The organism is Neolewinella marina (assembly GCF_002631205.1).
Taxonomy (GTDB): Bacteria; Bacteroidota; Bacteroidia; order Chitinophagales; family Saprospiraceae; genus Neolewinella; species Neolewinella marina.
This window is the reverse complement of sequence record NZ_PDLO01000009.1, coordinates 164602-185277: the sequence shown is the minus strand read 5'-3', so window position 1 is coordinate 185277 and position 20676 is coordinate 164602. Positions and strand designations below refer to the sequence as shown.

The following is a 20676-nucleotide window of genomic DNA, read 5'->3' as shown; positions in this document are numbered from 1 at the left end:
AAGGGCTCACGGGGTGAAGGACTGAAGGGGTGAATGGGCGGCAAGGGGGTCAATGGGTCAATGGGTGAAGGACTGAAGGGGTGAATGAGCGGCAAATCGCCCCTCGCTTCGCTCGGGTGGGGGCGGGGCAGGGAGTCAAGGGGTAAAGGGGTCAATTCTGTTGCATTCACCCCTCGCTTTGCTCGGGTGGGGGCGGCAAGGGCTCACGGGGATAAGGACTCAAGGGGTGAATGGGCGGCAACCTGCCCCTCGCTTCGCTCGGGTGGGGGCGGCAAGGGCTCACGGGGTGAAGGACTGAATGATTGAAGGGGTGAATGGGCGGCAAACTATCCCTCGCTTCGCTCGGGTGGGGCGGCAAGGAGGTTTTTTATCTTCTTTTCTACGCGACTTTCTTTCCTTGCTCCGCCCGCACGGCGTTTTCCCTGGATCATCTTCCGGACATCGGGGACAACCTTTCAGTACGGGCTCCGTACTATCCGGTACCTTCTTACCTTCAACACCGATGGCCCTCTGCGCCCCTTAAACTATTGGACTTATTGAACGCGGCCAGAGCGAAGCGAGGGATAAATGTGCTGCCCTTGCCCCCTTAACCCATTGAGTTATTGACCCATTGCACCCCCGACCCGAGCGAAGCGAGGAACAACTGCCACGCCATTGACCCCATAGCCCCTTTACCCCTTGACTCCTTAACCCATGTGCGGACGATACTCAGTAGTAATCGATGAAGCGAAGCTGCGCAAGCAGTTTTCCCGCGACCTCATCACGCCTCCGGCGGGTTTGCCGGTGAATTACAACCTGGCGCCTACCCAGGACGGGCTCGTGATTACGGACGCCCAGCCGGACCGGCTGTCGAGTTTTCGGTGGGGGCTGGTGCCCTTCTGGGCCAAGGACCTGAAGATCGGCGCGCGCATGATCAACGCCCGCCGGGAGGGGATCGAGGACAAGCCCAGCTTCCGCAAGCCGATCCGCGAACGCCGGTGCCTGGTGATCGGCGACAGCTTTTACGAGTGGCAGCGGCAGGGCGGCAAGAAGATTCCCCACCGCATCCTGCCGGCCGACGACAGCCTGCTGGTGATGGCCGGCATCTGGGAAGAATGGCGGGGAGAGGGGGAGCCGGTGTACACTTACTCCGTCATCACGGGGGCCCCGAACCGGGAGATGACGCCCATTCACGACCGCATGCCCATGCTGCTTACCGACGGGGAGCGGCAGAGTACCTGGCTGGACCCCAACGCCGACCTGAAAACCGTGCTCGACCTCCTCCAGACCCCGCCCGACGGTACCCTGCGGGCCTACCCCGTTTCCTCCGCCGTCGGCAACGTCCGCAACAACGGACCGGAGCTTCACCAACCCCTGGATTAACCCCTACGGATGACTACCTACCGCATCGAACCCGCCGGCGAAAACGACATCAAGACCATTCAGGGCATCGCCCGTGCGACCTGGCCCCACACCTTCGGATCGATTTTGTCCGACGGGCAGATCGAATTCATGCTTGACCGCATGTACAGCACCGAGGCCATCCGGCGGCAGCTTGCGGAGGGGCATCAGTACCACCTCCTGCTGGTACAGGACAACGACCCCATGTACCCCCGCGGCGGCGAGCACTACGCCCATATGCAGGGACAGCGCTACCGGGCGGTGGGCTACGTGAGTCACGAGTTCGACAATCGGCCCGGCACCACCAAGATTCACAAATTATACCTGCTCCCCGGTTCCCAGGGCAAGGGTTACGGCCGGCTCTTGATCAATCACGTAGAGCGGCTGGCCGCCCGGGCCGGGCAGCACAGTCTGCGGCTGGACGTGAACTACCAGAACCCCGCCGTAGATTTCTACGAACACCTAGGGTTCGAGAAGCTGGGCCGCCACGATACGGAGATCGGCAACGGCTACCTGATGGAAGACTGGCAGATGGAGAAGTCGCTCTAGACCCGTTCGTAACGCGCCCGGATGAACATGAAGAGCCCGTAGGCCAGCAACCCAAGGCCCACGATGGCCAGCAGGATTTGTCCGTAGCTCTGGTTCCCTATGTAGTCCAGGGATTCATTGATGCCCTTGAACTGGCTCGGATCGTCCATCAGGGCGGTGCGGAGGAGGGAATAGGAGATGATACCGTATACCACGAAGCGGGCGGTGAGGCCTACCTCCCCCGTCCGCTCGAAGGTTTTACGTTGCTTTTCGTTCAGTTGCAGTCCCTTGATGCCTTCCATATGCTTGTCCTTCAGGGCCCGGTACAGCTGGAAGATCGCCACGCCGGCCATGATCACCGCAATGAGGCCGATCACCCAGGGGCCCCAGCTTTTGGACAGGATTTGGGCGATGATGTCCTGCTTGCTCTGCCCGCTACCGCCGCCGGAGCCCAGGGCCAACTTGAAGGCGTAAACACTGAGAACGCCGTAGGCCGTACCGCTCACGGCGTAGCCGAGCCGCTTGGCGATCCCCTCCTTGTCGGAGCCCTCGTTTTCCTTGTCCTGGAGCGCGGTAATCCACCGCCAGCTGCAGTACGCCAGCAGCCCCAGGCCGATGAGGAACAACAGGATGTTCCCGAATGCGTTGGAGCCAATCCAGTTGATGACCTCCTTGGGGCCCCAGCTGCCGCCGCTGCCCGCCGAACCGATCACCCCGATCAGGGCAAAGATGCCGATGAGGGAGTACACCACCCCCTTGGCCGTGTAGCCGAGGGTGAAGAGCTTGTTTTGGGTGGAATGACTGAGTCCCATGAGTGTGTTTACTCATATAATGGCAATTGCTACGCTGGATGTTCGCGGAGGTGCGGCTCGCGAGCGGGTGCCGGAGAACACCGCAAATTCCCATGATTTTTGACTAACCTACCAGAAAGGGTGAAGTCCCGCCAAGCGCTTACCTTTGCCTCCTTTTACGAAAGGGCGCTCCGCACCGTTGCGGGAGCCGCCGCTAAAGCCAATCCGACATGGCCGTAGACGTACTTCTGGGTCTCCAGTGGGGAGACGAAGGCAAGGGTAAGATCGTAGACGTTCTTGCCCCCCGTTATGACATCATTGCCCGCTTCCAGGGTGGCCCCAACGCCGGCCATACCCTGATCTTCGACGGCAAGAAGTTCGTCCTGCACACGGTGCCTTCCGGCATTTTCCGCCGCGAACAGGACAACCTCATCGGCAACGGCGTGGTGATCGATCCGATCACCCTCTCCCGGGAGCTCGACGACCTGGACGCCGCGGGCATCGACTACGGCGACCGCCTCTTCGTGGCCCGCAAGGCCCACCTGATCCTGCCCACCCACCGCCTGCTCGACGCCGCCCGCGAAAACGCCAAGGGTGAACGCAAGATCGGCTCGACCCTGAAGGGCATCGGACCAACCTACATGGACAAGACCGGCCGCAACGGCCTACGGGTCGGCAACCTGGAAGCCCCCGACTTCAAGGAGCGCTACGAGCGCCTCAAGGAGAAGCACCTCCAGCTGGTGGGCCTCTACCCCTACATTGAATTCGACCTGGCCAAGGAAGAAGAGGAGTGGTTCAAGGCCGTAGACCGGCTGCGCACCCTGCCCTTCGTCGACGGAGAATTCTACATCAACCAGGCCCTGGAGGCCGGCAAGCGCGTCCTGGCCGAGGGCGCCCAGGGCAGCATGCTCGACATCGACTTCGGCACCTACCCCTACGTCACCTCCTCCAACACCATCACCGCCGGCGTGTGTACCGGCCTGGGCGTAGCCCCCCAGCGGATCGGTGAGGTCATCGGCATCACCAAGGCCTACTGCACCCGCGTTGGCGGCGGCCCCTTCCCCACCGAGCTCCACGACGAGACCGGCGAATTCCTCCGCAAGGAAGGTTCCGAATTCGGCGCCACCACCGGTCGCCCCCGCCGCTGTGGCTGGATCGACCTGGTACAGCTGCGGTACACCATCATGCTTAGCGGCGTCACCCAGATCGTCGTGACCAAGGTGGACGTCCTCAACAAGTTCGAAACCATCCGCGCCGCCGACGCCTACCGCGTAGACGGTGAGACGAGCCGCGAACTGCCCTTCGACCTCGTCCACGAAAACTACGAGCCCATCTACACCGACGTAGCGGGCTGGAACACCGACCTCTCCGGCACCAAGGAAGAAAGCGAACTGCCCGAGGCCTGCCTGGACTACGTCCGCTTCCTGGAAGAGAAGCTGGGCGTCCCCGTTACCATGGTCTCCACCGGGCCGGACCGGGAGGAGCTGGTCATTCGTTGATCAAGGGGTCAAGCGCTTAAGGGGCTAAGGGGTCAATGGCGGGGCATTTATCCCTCGCTTCGCTCGGGACCTGTCAAGGGGCTAATGGGTCAAGGGGTCAATGGCAGGACATTTGTCCCTCACTTCGCTCGGGTGGGTGCATTGTATAAGTGCCTTGCTTCGCCCTGCATGCGTTGGGAACTGCCTCTTAGCCGCGCTCAGCCAGAACGGGTGACTTCAAAGGGGGCTTTGCCCTTTGTATACGCGAGCAAGGGAGCACCGGGCGCTGCGGTCTCCACACCAAAAGGTTGCTCAGTATTCTCGGGAAATGATTCGGTGTGTGCTTATGGAAAAGTAATACAGCAGCCCCCCCACCTACCGGGCCGAAAAGTGTAGAACTATGAATGCCGGATAGCCAGACCCGAGCGAAGCGAGGGGTAGCTCCAACGCCATTCACCCCTTCGGCCCTTCACCCCTCCACTCCTTGACCAGTGCCGCACATACCCGAGCGAAGCGAGGGGTAGCTTGCCGCCCATTCACTCCTTCACCCCTTGAGCCCTTGAGCCCTTGAGCCCTTGAGCCCTTGAGCCCTTGAGCCCCCGACACAACCCTCTCCCCCCCCACGGGTTCTCATCACCAACAGTAATGCTATGGAACGTACCGACGTAAATACCCTGGGCGAATTTGGCCTCATCGATCACCTCACCTCCGGATTTGCGAACCGGCAATCGACGACCGTGCTTGGCGTCGGCGACGACGCGGCCATCATCGCGGGGGGCGATGAGCAGATCGTGGTGAGCACCGATATGCTGGTGGAAGGGATCCACTTCGACTTTACCTATACCCCCCTGAAGCACCTCGGCTACAAGGCGGTGATCGTCAATCTTTCCGACATCTGCGCAATGAACGCCCGGCCCCAGCAGATCACGGTGAGCATTGCCCTGAGCAACCGCTTCTCGGTGGAGGCCCTGGACGAGTTCTACGCCGGCATCAAGGCCGCCTGTGAGCAGTACGGGGTAGACCTGGTAGGAGGCGACACCACCAGCTCCAACCGCGGACTCATCATCAGCGTAACCGCTATCGGGCGGGCACCCGCCGACCGCATTACCCGGCGCAGCGGCGCCAAGGTAGGCGACCTGGTTTGCGTCACCGGCAGCCTTGGCGGGGCCTACCTCGGCCTGCAGCTGCTGGAACGGGAGAAGCAGGTGTTCCTGGACAATCCGGACATGCAACCCGACATGGGCGAATACGCGCCCACCCTGCTTGCCCGCCAGCTGCGGCCCGAAGCCCGCACCGACATGGTCGACACCTTCGCCAAGGAAGGAATCGTGCCCACCTCCATGATCGACATCAGCGACGGACTGGCCAGCGAACTCTTCCACATTTGCAAGGCCTCCGGCGTAGGAGCCATCATCGAGGAAAGCGGCGTACCCATCTCCAACGACGCCCAGCTGCAGGCCCTGGAGTTCAATCTGGACCCCATCACCTGCGCCCTCTCCGGCGGAGAAGACTACGAACTCCTCTTCACCATCGACCCCAAGGACACCGAGAAGATCCGCTTCCTGCCCGACATCTACATCGCCGGCGAAATCGTAGCCCGGGAAGATGGCGTGAAGCTGCACACCAAGGGGGGGAATATCCATGAGATTACTGCCCAGGGGTGGAATCATTTTGAATAGGTAGTCAAGGGGCTAAGGGGTCAAGGGGTCAAGGGTGTTTCACTTGCCCCTCGCTTCGCTCGGGTAGGTAAGGCACTGTCAATCCATTCTCCCGTGACCCGGCCCGAGCGAAGCGAGGGATAAATGTCACGTTATTGACTCCTTAGCCCCTTAAGCCCTTGATTCCATGGCCCGGCCCGAGCGAAGCGAGGGATAGATGTCACATTATTGACTCCTTAGCCCCTTGAGCCCTTGATTCCATGGCCCGGCCCGAGCGAAGCGAGGGATAGATGTCACATTATTGACTCCTTAGCCCCTTAAGCCCTTGATTCCAGGGCCCGGCCCGAGCGAAGCGAGGGATAAATGTCCTGCCCTTGACCCCTTGACCCATTAGCCCCTTAACCCATCACCTGCGCTTTTGTATTTACCTTGCACCTGCGTCCCCGCAAAACGAAGCAATCCCCTATGGCAAGTGTAGACATCGAGGCCCTGAACCAACAGATTCGGGTAGACAGTGAGGTAGTTCAGCGGATCCGCCAGGAGACCGCCAAGGTGATCGTCGGACAGGAAAACATGATCGACCGCCTGCTGCTGGGCCTGCTGAGCCGCGGCCACATCTTGCTGGAAGGACTGCCCGGACTGGCCAAGACGCTGGCGATCAAGACGCTGGCCCAGACGATCAGCGCCGACTTCAGCCGCATACAGTTCACGCCGGACCTGCTGCCCGCCGACATCGTGGGTACCATGATCTACAACCCCACGGTGAACGACTTCAGCGTGCGCAAGGGGCCGGTGTTTGCCAACTTCGTCCTGGCCGACGAGATCAACCGCGCGCCCGCCAAGGTGCAGTCGGCCCTGCTGGAAGCCATGCAGGAGCGGCAGGTGACCATCGGCTCGGAAACCTTCCGCCTGGAGGAGCCCTTCCTGGTGCTGGCCACCCAGAACCCCATCGACCAGGAGGGTACCTACACCCTGCCGGAAGCCCAGACCGACCGCTTCATGCTGAAGGTGAAGATCGGCTACCCCACTCGGGAGGACGAGCAGATCATCATCCGTCGCAACCTCGGTGAAGGATTCGAGCGCATCAACGCCGTAGCCACTCCGGAAGACATCCTCCACGCCCGCCGCTCGGTGCGGCAGATCTATATGGACGACAAGATCGAGCGCTACATCATCGACATCGTCTTCGCCACCCGCGAACCCGCAGCCTACGGCCTGGACGACCTCCGGCCCCTGATCAACTACGGCGGCAGCCCCCGCGCCAGCATCAACCTGGCCCTGGCGGCCAAGGCCCAGGCCTTCCTGGAACGCCGCGGCTACGTGACACCCGAGGACGTACGCACCGTCTGCGAAGACGTGCTCCGCCACCGCATCGGCCTGACCTACGAAGCCGAAGCCGAGAACATCCGCCAGGAGGACATCATCACGCGGGTGCTGAACGTGGTGGAGGTGCCCTAGGGGAGTACGAAGTCGGAAGAGTGCGAAGGTGAGCGGTTTCCGGTAAGCTTGCGATATTGATGCAAACACACCGTTCATGAACCGCCCGAGTTACCGCCTCCGTTACGCCGCACTGCTGCTGATTTGCGGCCTTGCCGTTTTGCTTGCGACTATTGCCCGTTGGGTGCCCGCCCCGGAGCGGCCAAACATCCTGCTTTTCCTGGCCGACGACTGGTCGTACCCCCACGCCGGGGCCTACGGTGATCCGGTGGTGCAGACTCCCAATTTCGACCGGCTGGCGGCGGGCGGCATGCTCTTTACGAACGCCTACTGCGCCAGCCCCAGCTGCAGTCCGTCGCGGGCCAGCATCCTCACCGGCCGCTATCCCCACCAGAACGGGGCCATGGGCAACCTTTGGTCGGAATTCAGCGCCGGGGCCACCGTGTACCCCCGCGAACTGGAGGAGGCCGGAGGAATCCAGTAGAATGGTGATGTCTAGACTTGGATAGTAACTGATATCCACATATGACGATTTTCTTACTAAAGGCTTTAAGCACTAAATGTACATCAAAACAAACCAGGGGATGTAACGCCATAATTAGTACACAAAACCCCTTGTCAGGGTGTCTAAAAATCCTTATATTGGTTGTGACAAGCGTTTTTCACATCTAGCCAGCCGTGAAATTCTTGATACTAAATCTCCTCCTCCCAGTCATGTTGTTGGGCCAGACCCAGCTAGGCTTAGATATTGATGGAGAGGCAGCTGGCGATAATTCTGGTGTCTCTGTTGCTGTATCTATGGATGGTAGCAGAGTAGCGGTTGGTGCTCCCGGGAATGATGGAACCGGCACCAATGCAGGTCACACTAGAATTTATGAAGCAAAAGATGGTGCCTGGACTAAGATCGGGTTGGATATTGACGGAGAAGCCGAAGGAGATTGGTCTGGATCTTCTGTTTCACTGTCTGCAGACGGTAGGCGTGTAGCCATTGGCGCACCAAATAACGACGGTAGCGGTATTCGTACGGGTCATGTTAGAATTTTTGAAGAAACGGATGGCTCCTGGATTCAGGTCGGCTCAGATATTGACGGCGAAGCTGGAGGCGATCAGTTGGGGTACTCCATTTCTTTATCTGCTGACGGGCGTCGGATAGCTATCGGCGCCCCAGGGAATCATAATGAAAATGGTCTCTATGCCGGTCAGGTGAGGATTTTTGAGGAAACAGAAGGGAATTGGGTACAGCTCGGTACCGACATAGATGGGGAAGGCGAATTTAACTCCTCAGGCTTTTCTGTTTCTTTGTCAGCGGATGGCAACCGCGTGGCAATTGGGGCACCTTACAATGAGGATAATGGTCTATATTCTGGACACGTAAGAGTTTATGCACTCGCAAGTTCAACTTGGATTCAGATCGGTGAAGACCTTGATGGTGAATCCGCGGGACACCATTTTGGCTATTCAGTTTCACTGTCGGAAGATGGCCGTCGGCTTGCCATAGGAGGACCACGAGACAGTGATTACGGACCTGCATACGGAGACGCGAGAGTCTACGAAGAAGTCGAAGGAACCTGGATGCTGGTTGATAGAATCCTTATGGGGGAAAATGAGGGCGATAGGTTTGGCTATGCTGTTTCCCTATCCGCAGACGGGCGGCGGGTGGCAATAGGAGCCATACACAATTCTGATGGAGGCACAGATGCGGGTCACGTTCGTGTCTTCTGGGAAAGGCGGGGCAACGGCACCTGGTTTCAAATGGGTTCCGACATTGATGGGGAAGCACCGGAAGATCAATCGGGATTCTTCGTTTCCATTTCCTCGGACGGTAACCGAGTAACTATCAGTTCCATCCGAAATGAAGGCTCCGGCCCTTCCGCTGGCCATGTAAGGGTATACGATTTACAGGCTTTAACAATTATTCCCGGTCCGCCACAAGTGGGTAATGACATTGACGGAGGAACTGAATACGAGCACTTTGGCAATTGCGTTTCTATTTCGGCAAACGGGGACCGATTAGCTATTGCTGCAGCGGCCAATCGTGGCTTTGCAAGAATTTATCAGCGCATAGATGACAACTGGATCCAAATTGGTGAGGATATCCATAGAGATTTCGGTCGAAATATCTCGGGTGAACCTTTTGCCAGATCTATTTCGCTTTCGGCGGATGGTGGTCTAGTAGCAATCAGTGATAGGTACTATGGTGAAGGTGTACAAGTCTATAAATATGAAAATGAAAGCTGGACCCGGATTGGCGAGGATACATTACTAAGTCCTTGGCCCATCAATAACAGTCAGTCCAACTCTTATATTTCATTATCAGCAGATGGTAATTGGGTAGCTATTGGAGGAGTCAACGACATTACAGGAGTTGTAGTAAAAGTATACCAAATATTTGCAAACGCTCTTAAGCAGGTTGGTAATAATATTACAGGAAACAAGGAAATGGATTTTGGACATTCAGTTTCACTGTCCGCAGACGGCAGCCGTATAGCTATTGGAGCTCCCGCAGATGATATTGAACCTCCCGGTCAAGTTAAAATTTTCGAGTATGATGCGTTTCTAGACACCTTTATGCAAATCGGACAGACTCTAAATGGGACCGGTGAATACGCGCATTACGGCCATTCAGTATCTCTCTCCGCCGAGGGTAATCGGGTAGCTATTGGAGTACCTTATGCTACAATAACCATTGACGACAGTTTGGAACACGTCCAGATTTATGAGGAAAGTGGAGGAATATGGTCACAAGTGGGCACGGACATTATCGGCGAACAAGTGAATGATAACTTTGGTAGCTCAGTATCATTATCTGAGGACGGAAACCGGCTTGCTATTGGTGCACCAGGAAACGATGGGGTCGGGCCTGGTGCAGGTCACGTAAGGATATACGATCTAATAGGTACCTCCTGGATCCAGTATGATATAGATATTGACGGGGAAACATCATTTGATGGTTCTGGAACCTCTGTTTCCCTGTCGGCAGACGGTTGGCAAGTAGCTATTGGAGCACCTAATAATAGCAACTTTCAATCGAATGCTGGTCATGTAAGAGTCTACGATATCAGTTCAGAGGCTGTTTTTCCTATCGAGTTATTGACCTTTACAGGTACAGTAAAGGAATGGTCTGTACTGTTAGTTTGGCATACTTCTATGGAGACGAACAACGCATACTTTGCCCTGGAACATTCAGTAAACGGTAAGACATGGAATGAAGTCGGACGCGTGAAAAGCTATGGAAATAGCCAGACTAAACAATCATATCAGTTTGAGCATCAATTTCCCGTTTTGGGCGTAAACTATTACCGGCTGAAGCAAACAGATTTTGACGGCACCTTTGCCCGTTCCGGAGTTGTATCGGTTATCATTGAACAATTCCCCAATCCCGTGATGATATCTCCTAATCCGACTCCGCCCGCCGTAGTTTCGCTCTCCCTTTCAAAAGGGATATCAGCCTCTACAATCAGATTACTTACGTCGAGCGGACAACTGCTCCGAACATTTCCCGGAAATACTTCCAAAATTGATTTGGCTGGTTTGCCAGCAGCGTCTTACCTGCTACAGGTCGACACCTCCGACGGCGTTTTTCAGAATTGGGTGGTGGTTCAATATTAGCATGTTGTCACCATATATCAACAGTTTGTTCTGTTGGCTGACACCCTCCACCTTGGTGCCGCTTAACCCGTAGCCAGGCTTATGGTAGGCTGATTAGCTACATACATCTGAAGACGAAAGTGCCTTTGTGGAATAGACGAATGGTGGGTAAGTATCCTAGACTGGCCGTTTCATATGGGCAGTTGATGTATTTCCGTTTTCTTTAATCATTCCAAAAGTGTTGGCTGAGTTACGGAATCAATTCTTCCCCGGAAGCACACCTAACTTCTGCTCGGTTCACTGTTGTTAGCCAAGTTGCTATTCTCGAGGTAGGAACTGGTGCAGAAGGCATAACAACCGGCATCGTCGCAGTGATGGCCCTCCAGTTCGGCGTTATATTGCCACACCCCCTTGGCGTCCGGCTGGGCTATGGCGGCGGTGCACAGAAGCATACAGAGCACGAAAAGCGTGGTAGGGGAGTTGGCACCGTTGACGGCTCCGGTCGGGAAGGACATTTCCGCAGGTTGTGTTGTTCGAAGGAAGTGTAACAGCTATATGGCTGAACTAAACTGCGCAACACAGCTTAGCAATGTCACCATCGAACGGAGGACGATTCTCAATAGAAGCACTCATCTCCCGGAATGACAGATTGGGAAGATAGGTTAAAACCGGCCGGCCCGCCATGTGTACCTCATCGGCCCCGCCGATAGAAGATTTGGCTGCCGCCACCCCGGAGGTTGACTTTCCCTATCTTCCGGGAATGAAAGTGGCAACCGTATTGCTGGGGCTGATTGCCCTAGGGGGATTCTGGCACGCCCCGCAAAAAAGCTCCGCCCCCGAACGGCCAAACATCCTGCTTTTCCTGGCCGACGACTGGTCCTACCCCCACGCCGGGGCCTACGGTGATCCGGTGGTGCAGACCCCCAATTTCGACCGGCTGGCGGCGGGCGGCATGCTCTTTACGAACGCCTACTGCGCCAGCCCCAGCTGCAGTCCGTCGCGGGCCAGCATCCTCACCGGCCGCTATCCCCACCAGAACGGGGCCATGGGCAACCTCTGGTCGGAATTCAGCGCTGAAGCCGTCGTCTACCCCCGACAGCTGGAGGAGGCCGGCTACCTCGTCGGCCACGACCAGAAAGGCTGGGGGCCGGGCGACTTCCGCAGCACCGGCTGGCCGCATAACCCCGCCGGCCGGGCCTACGAAGACATTACCCAGCTGCTGGACGAGCGGCAGGAAGGCCAGCCCTTCTGCTACTGGTTCGGCAGCCAGGACCCCCACCGCAACTACCTGACCAACCTCGGCGCGTGGTCGGGCATGGAGGCCGACTCCGTGGACGTCCCCCCCTTCTTTCCGGACGTGCCCTGCGTACGCAACGACCTGCTGGATTACTACGCCGAAGTGGAGCGCTTCGACCGCCACCTGGGTGAAGTGGTGGACCTGCTGGAAAGCCGCGGCGAACTGGACAACACCCTCATCATCGTGACCAGCGACAACGGCATGCCCTTCCCCCGGGCCAAGGCCAACCTCTACGATGCCGGTACGCGAATGCCCTTCGTGGCCCACTGGCCCGACCGCATTCCGGCGGGGACGGTGCGCCACTCCTACGTCAACCTCGCCTCCCTGGCCGCCACCTTCCTGGCCGCCGCGGGCGTGGAGGTCCCGGCCGCCATGACGCTCCCCAGCATCCTGCCGGAACTGTCGGACGCCACCGCCCCCGGGGCGGACCACGTCTTCCTAGAGCGGGAGCGCCACGCCCAGGTTCGGGCCGACTCCGGCAGCTACGCCGTGCGGGGCATCCGCAACGATTCCTTCCTCTACCTGCGCAACTTCTTTCCCGAGCGCTGGCCGGCCGGCGACCCCGAAGCCGTGCGGAGCGTGGGGGCCTACGGCGACGTGGACAACTCCATTACCAAGATGCTCATCCTGGCCAGCGACCGCTCCGCCCCCCGTGAGGGCACGCCCGACTACTACGGCCTCGCCTTCGGCAAACGCCCGGCCACCGAACTCTACGACCTGCGGGTGGACCCCCACCAGATCCACAACGTGGCCGAGGCGCCGGCATACGCCGGGATCAGGGAAACGCTGGACAAAAAGCTCTCCGACTGGATGCGGGAAACGGGCGATCCCCGCCACGCCGAACCCCGGACCCCACGGTGGGATACGGTGCGCTTTACGCCCTCCTACGGAAAGAATACCTACGACCGCGACGAATACATCGGCGGCTACCGCTACGCCCGCAGCCGCAACCACACCCAGTTCGACCTGCTGCCCTGCACGGAGTAGGGGCGGCCGGCTCAACAAAATCGCCGTTGGCACCTTCTTTCACATGAAGGAACCTTCATGTAAATACCGACCAATGACCATCGAGCAAATCTACACCGGCTGCCTGGCCCAGGGCGCCTACTACATCGCCAGTAATGGGGAAGCCGCTATCGTGGATCCGCTGCGCAGTCCCGCTCCCTACCTCCAGAAGGCGCAAGAAGCCGGCGACACGATCAAGTACATCTTCGAGACCCACTTCCACGCCGACTTCGTCAGCGGCCACATCGACCTGGCGAAGGAAACCGGCGCCAAGATCGTCTACGGCCCCGGGGCCAAGACCGACTACGAGAAGTACGAGGCCACCGACGGCGAAGAGTTCAAGCTCGGTGAGCTGACCATCCGCGCCCTCCATACCCCCGGCCACACCCTGGAAAGCACCACCTACCTGCTGCTCGACAAAACCGGAAAGCCCCACGCCATCTTCAGCGGCGACACCCTGTTCATCGGCGACGTGGGCCGCCCCGACCTGGCCCAAAAGAAGGGCGCCCTGACCACCGAAGACCTGGCCGGACTGCTGTACGACAGCCTCCGCCGGAAGATCATGGTCCTGCCCGACGACGTAATCGTCTACCCCGCCCACGGCGCCGGATCGGCCTGCGGCAAGAAGATGAGCCGGGAAACCACCGATACCCTCGGCAACCAGAAGGCTACCAACTATGCCCTGCGCGAAGACATGACGCGGGAGGAGTTCGTCAAGGAAGTAACCGAAGGGCTGGCCGCCCCGCCCGCCTACTTCAGCGAAAACGTGCGGCTGAACAAGGCCGGCTACGATTCCTTCGACGAGGTCATGAACCGCGGCGCGGTGGCCCTCTCCCCCGAGCAATTTGAGGAGGTGGCTAACCAGGAGATGGCCCTCATCCTCGACGTGCGCTCCAAGGAGGAGTTCGTCAAGGGCTTCATCCCCAACAGCATCTTCGTGGGCCTCGACGGCAGCTTCGCGCCCTGGGTCGGTGAGCTGGTGCCCGACCTGCAGCAGCCCATCCTGGTCGTCACCGACCCGGGACGGGAAGCCGAAACCGTGGAACGCCTCAGCCGGGTGGGGTACGACAACACCCTGGGCTACCTCGACGGCGGCATCCGGGCCTGGAAATCCTACGGGGGGGAGATCGACACCATCGAGACCATCTCCGCCGATGAGTTCGTCCCCGGGGATGCGGAGGCCATCCTCGACGTCCGCAAGGAAAGCGAGTACGCCGGCGGCCACCTGCGGGAGGCGCGCAACCTGCCCCTTTCGAAGCTCACTACCCATACCAATCAACTGGATCAGCAGCAGTGCTACCACCTTCACTGCGGCAGCGGCTACCGGTCCACCATCGCCAGCAGCATCCTGAAGGCGCGCGGCTTTGACCGGCTGGTGAACGTACAGGACAAGGTGGCCGACATCCTCTCCCGGGAGTCCGTCGACGCCTAGCGGGCATGTGGTTCCCCCGCCCGCCCGACTACGGAAGTCCCGACGTACGCCGGGACCTCGTAGCCGGCCTCACCGTAACCGTGGTACTGATTCCCCAGGCCATGGCCTACGGCCTGCTGGCCGGGGTGGACCCCGTATACGGCCTCTACGCCGCCCTGCTGCCCCTGCTGGTCTACACCCTGCTGGCCAGCTCGCCCCACGTGGCGGTCGGCCCCACGGCCCTGGCCAGTCTGCTCACCCTGAGCGGACTCACCCACCTGGCTACGCCCAACACCCCGGAATTCCTGCTACTGGCGGTGGCCCTGGCGGCGCTCACCGGACTGCTGCAGTTGCTCTTCGGACTGCTGCGCCTCGGGGGAATGGTGAGCCTGCTGAGCCGGCCGGTACTGTCGGGCTTCGTGTCGGCCGCCGCCCTGCTCATCGTAGCCTCCCAGGTGAAGTCATTCCTGGGGCTGGACATGCCCCGCACCACCTACCTCCACGATACCGCCATTCAGTTGGTGGCCCACCTCGACAGCCTCCACTGGCCTACGGCCCTGCTGGGCACCCTTACCCTGCTGGCCCTGGCGGCGGGCAAGCGGTGGTGGCCGCGGTTGCCCGTCATGCTCATCTGGGTGGTGGCGGCTACGGGGCTGGTCTACCTGCTGCGGCTCGACCAGACCGGCATCGCGGTGGTGGGGGAGGTACCGGCCGGTTTGCCGGCCTTCTCGACGCCGGCCCTCGACTGGTCGGTGGTGGGTGAGCTGCTGCCGGTAGCGGCGGTGCTGGCCCTGATCAGCTTCATCGAGACCCTCTCCATCGGTCAGGCCCTGGGGGCGCGCCACGGTTACTACCACGTGCGGCCCAACCGGGAGCTGGTGGCCCTGGGGCTTTCCAAGATTGCCGGCAGCTTCTTTTCGGCCATCCCTACTTCGGCCAGCTTCGGTCGCTCGGCGGTGCTGGAGGAGAGCGGGGGGCGCAGTCCGCTGGCCGGCCTGGTCAGCCTGGTCCTGCTGGCCATCGTGTTGCTGTTCCTCACCCCCCTGTTCTACTACCTGCCGGTGGCGGTGCTGGCGGCCATCATCATCTTTTCGGTGGGCAAGCTCCTTGACCTGGAGGAGATGCAGCGCCTCTACCGCCTGGCGCCCCGGGAGCTGGCGGTGCTGCTGGTGACCTTCCTGTTCACCCTCTTCGCCGGCCTGCAGTACGGCATCGCCGGGGGGGTGGTGCTTTCGCTCACCTTCGTCTTCCTGCGGGCGGCCCGGCCCCACCTGGCGGAGCTCGGCCGCATCCCGGGTACCAATGCCTTCCGCAACGTGAACCGCTTCGCCGCGGCGGAGGTGGACCCGGAGCTGCTCATCGTCCGCTTCGATGCGGAGCTTTACTTCGGCAACGCGGAGTACTTCGGCGACCGCATCCTGGACATGGCCGAGGAGAAAGGGGAGCCGCTGCGGGCCGTCATCCTCGACGGCCACACCATCAACGACCTGGACACTACGGGGCTCCACGCCCTGGAGCAGCTGTACGAGGGCCTCCAGAGCCGGGGGATCGACCTCTACCTCACCGGCATGATCGGGCCCGTCCGCGATTTCCTCTACCGCTCGGGGCTCATGGAGCGCATGGGGGTGGGGGCCTACTTCCTCTCCATCCAGGACGCCATCCGACATTTCAAGGGGCAGGGCGACCCCCGCGACTGGGACCGGCCGGCGGTGCAGCACGACTAGGCCGGGGCGGATACAACTATATTCAGCCCAATGCGTTATCTTTGCCAAACAAGGCCGTAAAAACGTCAACAGAGGGAACCGCGAGGTTCCCTCTTTTTTGTGCCTACTACCTGCTTTCGGGCGGGTACGCGGGTGCCGGGCCGGGGGTGAAAGCCCGCCCACAAGCTCTAACCATGGAAGAAACGATAACCAACCTGCTGGAAACCTACTTCACCACCGAAGCGGAATTTCAGGATTGCTTCGTGGTCGACGTCAACCATTCCAACAAGAAGCTGGAAGTGTTCGTCGACAGCGACTCGGGCATGACTTTTGCCAAATGTCAGCGCATAAGTCGCTATCTTGAAAGTTACCTGGACGAAGCCAAGCCCCTGGGCGAGGAATATGTCCTGGACGTGAGCAGCCCCGGCGTCGACCGCCCCCTGAAGTTCTACCGCCAGTACCTGAAGAACGTCGGTCGCACCCTCGAGGTGACCACCACCGAGGGCGAAACCTACACCGGGGTCCTGAAAGCGGCCACGCCTACCGAAGTCACCCTGGAAGCCAAGCAGCGCGTCCAGGATGGCAAACGCAAGAAAACCGTCGTTGAGGACATCAACATCGCCTCCGACGCCATTAAAAAATCCATTGTCAAAATCTCCTTCTAGCCATGATGAACCTGGTTGACACCTTCAAGGAATTCAGCTCCGGAAAGAGCATCGACAGTCCCACCATGGTGCGGGTACTGGAAGATGTGTTCCGCACCCTGATCAAGAAAAAATTCACCACCGACGAGAACTTCGACATCATCGTCAACGCCAACAAGGGCGACCTGGAACTCTGGCGCGTGCGCATGATCGTCCCCGACGGTGAGGTGACCGACGAGCTCTCCCAGATCTCCTTCTCCGAAGCCATCGCCATCGACGAGGACTACGAGGTAGGCGAAGAGTGCTACGAACAGCTCTTCCTGGAAGACTTCGGCCGCCGCAGCATCATGGCCGCCCGCCAGACCCTCATCAGCCGGATCATGGACCTGGAGAAGGATGAGATCTACCGCAGCTACACCGAGCGGGTGGGCGAACTGGTCCTCTGCGAGGTACAGCAGATCCTCAAGCGTGAGGTGCTCGTCATCGACGACGCCAACGGCCGCGAACTCGTGATGCCCCGCAACGAAACCATCCGCGGCGACTACTTCCGCAAGGGTGATATGGTCCGCGGCGTCATCAAGGAGGTGGAAATGCGCAACAACAACCCGGTCGTGATCGTGAGCCGCACCGACGAGCGCTTCCTGGCCAAACTGATGGAACAGGAAGTCCCCGAAATCGAGGACGGCCTCATCACCATCAAGGGCATCGTGCGCATCCCCGGCGAGCGGGCCAAGGTGAGCGTGGAGAGCTACGACGACCGCATCGACCCCGTCGGCGCCTGCGTCGGCATGAAGGGATCCCGCATCCACGGCATCGTCCGGGAGCTCAACCAGGAGAACATCGACGTGATCCCCTACACCAGCAACACCAACCTCTACATCCAGCGGTCGCTCACCCCGGCCCGGGTCTCCAACATCGATCTCGACATGGAGAACCGCCGCGCCAAGGTATACCTGGAACCCGACCAGGTCAGCCTGGCCATCGGCAAGGGCGGTACCAACATCAAGTTGGCCAGCCGCCTGGTCGACTTTGAAATCGACGTCTACCGCAACAACGAAGTGGAAATCGACGACGTCGACCTCGAAGAGTTCAGCGACGAGATCGAAAGCTGGGTCATCGACGCCCTCAAGGGCATCGGCCTGGACACCGCCCGCTCGGTACTCGAGATGAGCCCCGAGGACCTCGTGCGCCGCACCGACCTCGAAGAGGAAACCATCATGAACGTACTGCGGGTACTGGCCGCGGAATTCGACGACGTACGCTACGTCGAGGAATAGTCCGCCCCCGGCAACCGCCACCGAAAGCCCGCTTCGCCCTCCCGCGAAGCGGGCTTTTTACTTGGGTTCGGCCCGCAATTTGTCGGCCAGCCAACTTTCACTTTTTTCAGAAAGTTTTTTAGAACATTGATGTAGGTACAGCAGTTTTCAAGGCATATACCAGCTGCTGCAGCCCGACCGCGTCGGGGCACCGGGCCAGGATGTGAAGATGAGTCACACGAAGGCCACTCAAGCGCCTTCCGTATATAAGCTAAACTCAGAATCCCTTCAACAAAACTGGCCTTTTGCCACCCCCTGCCATGTCCCAGCCCGAGTTTTTCGTTCAATTCAACCAGCAGACGACCGTGCTTCACTCCTTCGCGTACAACCTCACGAAGAATTCGGAGGACGCCAAGGACCTCTACCAGGAAACCGCCTTCCGGGCCATTACGAACCGCGACAAGTTCCGGCAGGGCACGAACCTGAAGGCCTGGCTCTTCACCATCATGAAGAACATCTTCATCAACAACTACCGGAAGAAGGTGAAGGCCAACACCATCATGGACCACACCGACAACCAGTACTACCTGAACTCCGGGGCCCACTCCATCGAGAATTCGGCCGAGAGTGACATCCTGATCAAGGAACTTACGGAGATGATCGACGAGCTGGATTCTTCCACCCGCATCCCCTTCCTGATGCACTACCAGGGCTTCAAGTACCAGGAGATCGCCGACCAGCTGGGCCTGCCCCTGGGCACGGTGAAGAGTCGAATTTTCTTTGCCCGCAAGGACCTGAAGGCGCAGATCGCCCGGCAGTACGGCAAGCTGCGGGAGAAGTAGTCCCCGCACCCCCACCATTCAACTTTCCGGCCGCCCGACCCTTTCTGCTTCCATGGAGCAAGTGGACTGGACCTACTTCCGTCGTGGCCTCACCGACTGGTACCGACCCGACCGGCGGCCGATGCCGTGGAAGGGCGACCGCAGCCCCTACCGGATCTGGCTGAGTGAGATCATCCTGCAACAGACCCGCGTGGCCCAGGGGCTGCCCTACTTCGAGCGCTTCGTAGCGGCTTACCCAACCGTGGGCGACCTGGCCGCCGCGCCGGACGCCGAGGTGATGAAACTGTGGGAAGGCCTGGGCTACTACTCCCGCGCCCGCAACCTGCTTAAGGCGGCCCGGGTGGTGGCTAACGAACACCACGGCCGCTTCCCCGACACCTACGACGGATTATTGGCGCTTCCCGGCGTGGGCCCCTACACCGCGGCCGCCATAGCCTCCTTCGCCTTCGACCGCCCCGTGGCCGTGCTGGACGGTAACGTCTTCCGCATCCTCGCCCGCTACGCCGGCGACGCCACCCCCATCGATACCGGCCCCGGCCGGAAACACTTTCAGCAATTGGTGGATGCGGCGCTGGGCACGGCCCCGGCCGCGGCCTTCAACCAGGCCATCATGGACTTTGGCGCCCTGGTATGCACCCCCCGGGCGGCGGATTGCCCCCGCTGCCCCCTGGCCGACCACTGTCGGGCCCGGGCGGAGGGCTGGGTGTACGAGCTGCCCGTCAAGGGCAAGAAAGCGGAAAGGCGCGACCGCTACTTCCACTACCTGGTGGTGACCGACGCCGCCGGCCGCTTCCTGATCCACCGCCGGGAAGACCGGGACATCTGGCGGCAACTCTATCAGTTTCCCCTGCTGGAAGCCGGAACCCTGGACCTGCGCCCCGCCGCCCTGATGCAACGCGACGACTGGCCGGACTGGCTGCCCGCTGAGGAACTGGAATTCACCGGCCGCAGCGCCCCCTACGCCCACCAGCTGACCCACCAGCGCATAGGTACGGTATTCCACACGGCCCACTGGCCAGAGATGCGCGACGTGCCCCCCGCCTACCTGCGGATCGACCGCTGGGAACTGGAGCGCTACGCCCTGCCCCGGGTGATCACCCGCTACCTGGAAACCGACCGGCTGACGCTGGACCTATAGGCCAACATTTTGTTGAAAAAGCCGAAATAGGCGGGGGATTCCCGGTGGGGCGGTGTAGCTTTGGCCCAAACTAGCCAAAGTATGATCAACCGAGTAACTCTCGTCGGCCGTTTGGGTGCCGACCCCGAAATCCGTACCCTGAGCAGCGGCGCCATGGTAGCCAAATTCAGCATGGCCACCAGCGAAAGCTACAAGGACCGGTCCGGGGAATGGCAGGAAGAAACCCAGTGGCACGACGTGGTGGTGTGGCGCAACCTGGCCGAGCGGGCGCAGCAGTACCTGACCAAGGGCAGCCTGGTGTACTTGGACGGCAAGCTCACCCACCGCAAGTGGCAGGACAAGGAGGGCAACCCCCGCAAGACCACCGAGGTAGTCGGCGCCTTCTTCCGCATCCTCGACAGCAAGCGCGACGGCAACGACAGCGGGGATACCAGCTCCTCCGCCCCCGCGGCCGGCGGCGGAATGGAATCCGAGGAAGACCTCCCGTTCTGATTCAGGCCACGGGGTCCGCGCCACCACT

16 protein-coding genes are annotated in these 20676 nt (G+C 60.1%); 15 read left to right on the top strand and 1 reads right to left on the bottom strand.

What is annotated here, in order from left to right; translation table 11 throughout:
* The first annotated feature begins 693 nt into the window (after positions 1-693).
* The gene (locus CGL56_RS16630; protein WP_099107710.1) at positions 694-1362 is read left to right on the top strand and encodes an SOS response-associated peptidase; all 669 of its coding nucleotides are present in this window, start codon (positions 694-696) and stop codon (positions 1360-1362) included.
* A 9-nt stretch (positions 1363-1371) separates the two neighbouring features.
* A complete protein-coding gene (locus CGL56_RS16625) occupies positions 1372-1929 on the top strand; it encodes a GNAT family N-acetyltransferase (RefSeq protein WP_099107709.1) in 558 nt (185 codons plus the stop codon).
* Here CGL56_RS16625 and CGL56_RS16620 read toward each other — a convergent pair.
* Positions 1926-2720 carry a DUF1206 domain-containing protein gene (locus tag CGL56_RS16620; protein WP_099107708.1) on the bottom strand — a complete coding sequence of 265 codons (795 nt, stop codon included), beginning with the start codon at positions 2718-2720 and terminating at the stop codon, positions 1926-1928. The genes CGL56_RS16625 and CGL56_RS16620 overlap by 4 nt on opposite strands.
* 209 nt (positions 2721-2929) lie before the next feature.
* Between CGL56_RS16620 and CGL56_RS16615 the strand changes: the two genes are divergently transcribed.
* The 13 genes from CGL56_RS16615 to CGL56_RS16550 all read left to right on the top strand — a co-directional run bounded on the left by CGL56_RS16615 (position 2930) and on the right by CGL56_RS16550 (position 20648).
* Positions 2930-4198, top strand: a complete 1269-nt coding sequence (locus CGL56_RS16615; protein WP_099107707.1) for an adenylosuccinate synthase — start codon at positions 2930-2932, stop codon at positions 4196-4198.
* A gap of 629 nt (positions 4199-4827) precedes the next feature.
* Positions 4828-5856 carry a thiamine-phosphate kinase gene (gene thiL, locus CGL56_RS16610; RefSeq protein ID WP_099107706.1) on the top strand — a complete coding sequence of 343 codons (1029 nt, stop codon included), beginning with the start codon at positions 4828-4830 and terminating at the stop codon, positions 5854-5856.
* Positions 5857-6300: 444 nt separating this feature from the next.
* Positions 6301-7293: an AAA family ATPase gene (locus CGL56_RS16605; RefSeq protein WP_099107705.1), complete on the top strand. Its 993-nt coding sequence runs from the start codon at positions 6301-6303 to the stop codon at positions 7291-7293.
* A 76-nt stretch (positions 7294-7369) separates the two neighbouring features.
* Positions 7370-7756, top strand: coding sequence for a sulfatase-like hydrolase/transferase (locus CGL56_RS16600; RefSeq protein ID WP_099107704.1), 387 nt, complete (start codon positions 7370-7372; stop codon positions 7754-7756).
* A gap of 194 nt (positions 7757-7950) precedes the next feature.
* Positions 7951-10881: a WD40 repeat domain-containing protein gene (locus CGL56_RS16595; RefSeq protein WP_099107703.1), complete on the top strand. Its 2931-nt coding sequence runs from the start codon at positions 7951-7953 to the stop codon at positions 10879-10881.
* Positions 10882-11620: 739 nt separating this feature from the next.
* Positions 11621-13144 carry a sulfatase family protein gene (locus tag CGL56_RS16585; protein WP_099107701.1) on the top strand — a complete coding sequence of 508 codons (1524 nt, stop codon included), beginning with the start codon at positions 11621-11623 and terminating at the stop codon, positions 13142-13144.
* Between the two features lie 73 nt (positions 13145-13217).
* Positions 13218-14594 carry an MBL fold metallo-hydrolase gene (locus CGL56_RS16580; RefSeq protein WP_099107700.1) on the top strand — a complete coding sequence of 459 codons (1377 nt, stop codon included), beginning with the start codon at positions 13218-13220 and terminating at the stop codon, positions 14592-14594.
* A 5-nt stretch (positions 14595-14599) separates the two neighbouring features.
* The gene (locus CGL56_RS16575; RefSeq protein ID WP_099107699.1) at positions 14600-16297 is read left to right on the top strand and encodes a SulP family inorganic anion transporter; all 1698 of its coding nucleotides are present in this window, start codon (positions 14600-14602) and stop codon (positions 16295-16297) included.
* Between the two features lie 173 nt (positions 16298-16470).
* Positions 16471-16941 carry a ribosome maturation factor RimP gene (locus tag CGL56_RS16570; RefSeq protein ID WP_099107698.1) on the top strand — a complete coding sequence of 157 codons (471 nt, stop codon included), beginning with the start codon at positions 16471-16473 and terminating at the stop codon, positions 16939-16941.
* A gap of 5 nt (positions 16942-16946) precedes the next feature.
* On the top strand, positions 16947-18197 hold the full coding sequence (gene nusA, locus CGL56_RS16565) for a transcription termination factor NusA (protein ID WP_099107717.1): 1251 nt from the start codon (positions 16947-16949) through the stop codon (positions 18195-18197).
* A 299-nt stretch (positions 18198-18496) separates the two neighbouring features.
* Positions 18497-19018 carry an RNA polymerase sigma factor gene (locus CGL56_RS16560; protein ID WP_099107697.1) on the top strand — a complete coding sequence of 174 codons (522 nt, stop codon included), beginning with the start codon at positions 18497-18499 and terminating at the stop codon, positions 19016-19018.
* Between the two features lie 52 nt (positions 19019-19070).
* A complete protein-coding gene (gene mutY, locus CGL56_RS16555) occupies positions 19071-20156 on the top strand; it encodes an A/G-specific adenine glycosylase (RefSeq protein ID WP_099107696.1) in 1086 nt (361 codons plus the stop codon).
* 81 nt (positions 20157-20237) lie between these two features.
* Positions 20238-20648 (top strand): single-stranded DNA-binding protein, encoded by a 411-nt coding sequence (locus CGL56_RS16550; RefSeq protein ID WP_099107695.1) that lies wholly within the window; start codon positions 20238-20240, stop codon positions 20646-20648.
* Positions 20649-20676 lie beyond the last annotated feature (28 nt).

Coding starts and splice junctions, on each gene's coding strand:
- CGL56_RS16630 (WP_099107710.1), top strand. CDS start 694: ATGTGCGGACGATACTCAGTAGTAATCGATGAAGCGAAGCTGCGCAAG.
- CGL56_RS16625 (WP_099107709.1), top strand. CDS start 1,372: ATGACTACCTACCGCATCGAACCCGCCGGCGAAAACGACATCAAGACC.
- CGL56_RS16620 (WP_099107708.1), bottom strand. CDS start 2,720: ATGGGACTCAGTCATTCCACCCAAAACAAGCTCTTCACCCTCGGCTAC.
- CGL56_RS16615 (WP_099107707.1), top strand. CDS start 2,930: ATGGCCGTAGACGTACTTCTGGGTCTCCAGTGGGGAGACGAAGGCAAG.
- thiL (WP_099107706.1), top strand. CDS start 4,828: ATGGAACGTACCGACGTAAATACCCTGGGCGAATTTGGCCTCATCGAT.
- CGL56_RS16605 (WP_099107705.1), top strand. CDS start 6,301: ATGGCAAGTGTAGACATCGAGGCCCTGAACCAACAGATTCGGGTAGAC.
- CGL56_RS16600 (WP_099107704.1), top strand. CDS start 7,370: ATGAACCGCCCGAGTTACCGCCTCCGTTACGCCGCACTGCTGCTGATT.
- CGL56_RS16585 (WP_099107701.1), top strand. CDS start 11,621: ATGAAAGTGGCAACCGTATTGCTGGGGCTGATTGCCCTAGGGGGATTC.
- CGL56_RS16580 (WP_099107700.1), top strand. CDS start 13,218: ATGACCATCGAGCAAATCTACACCGGCTGCCTGGCCCAGGGCGCCTAC.
- CGL56_RS16575 (WP_099107699.1), top strand. CDS start 14,600: ATGTGGTTCCCCCGCCCGCCCGACTACGGAAGTCCCGACGTACGCCGG.
- CGL56_RS16570 (WP_099107698.1), top strand. CDS start 16,471: ATGGAAGAAACGATAACCAACCTGCTGGAAACCTACTTCACCACCGAA.
- nusA (WP_099107717.1), top strand. CDS start 16,947: ATGAACCTGGTTGACACCTTCAAGGAATTCAGCTCCGGAAAGAGCATC.
- CGL56_RS16560 (WP_099107697.1), top strand. CDS start 18,497: ATGTCCCAGCCCGAGTTTTTCGTTCAATTCAACCAGCAGACGACCGTG.
- mutY (WP_099107696.1), top strand. CDS start 19,071: ATGGAGCAAGTGGACTGGACCTACTTCCGTCGTGGCCTCACCGACTGG.
- CGL56_RS16550 (WP_099107695.1), top strand. CDS start 20,238: ATGATCAACCGAGTAACTCTCGTCGGCCGTTTGGGTGCCGACCCCGAA.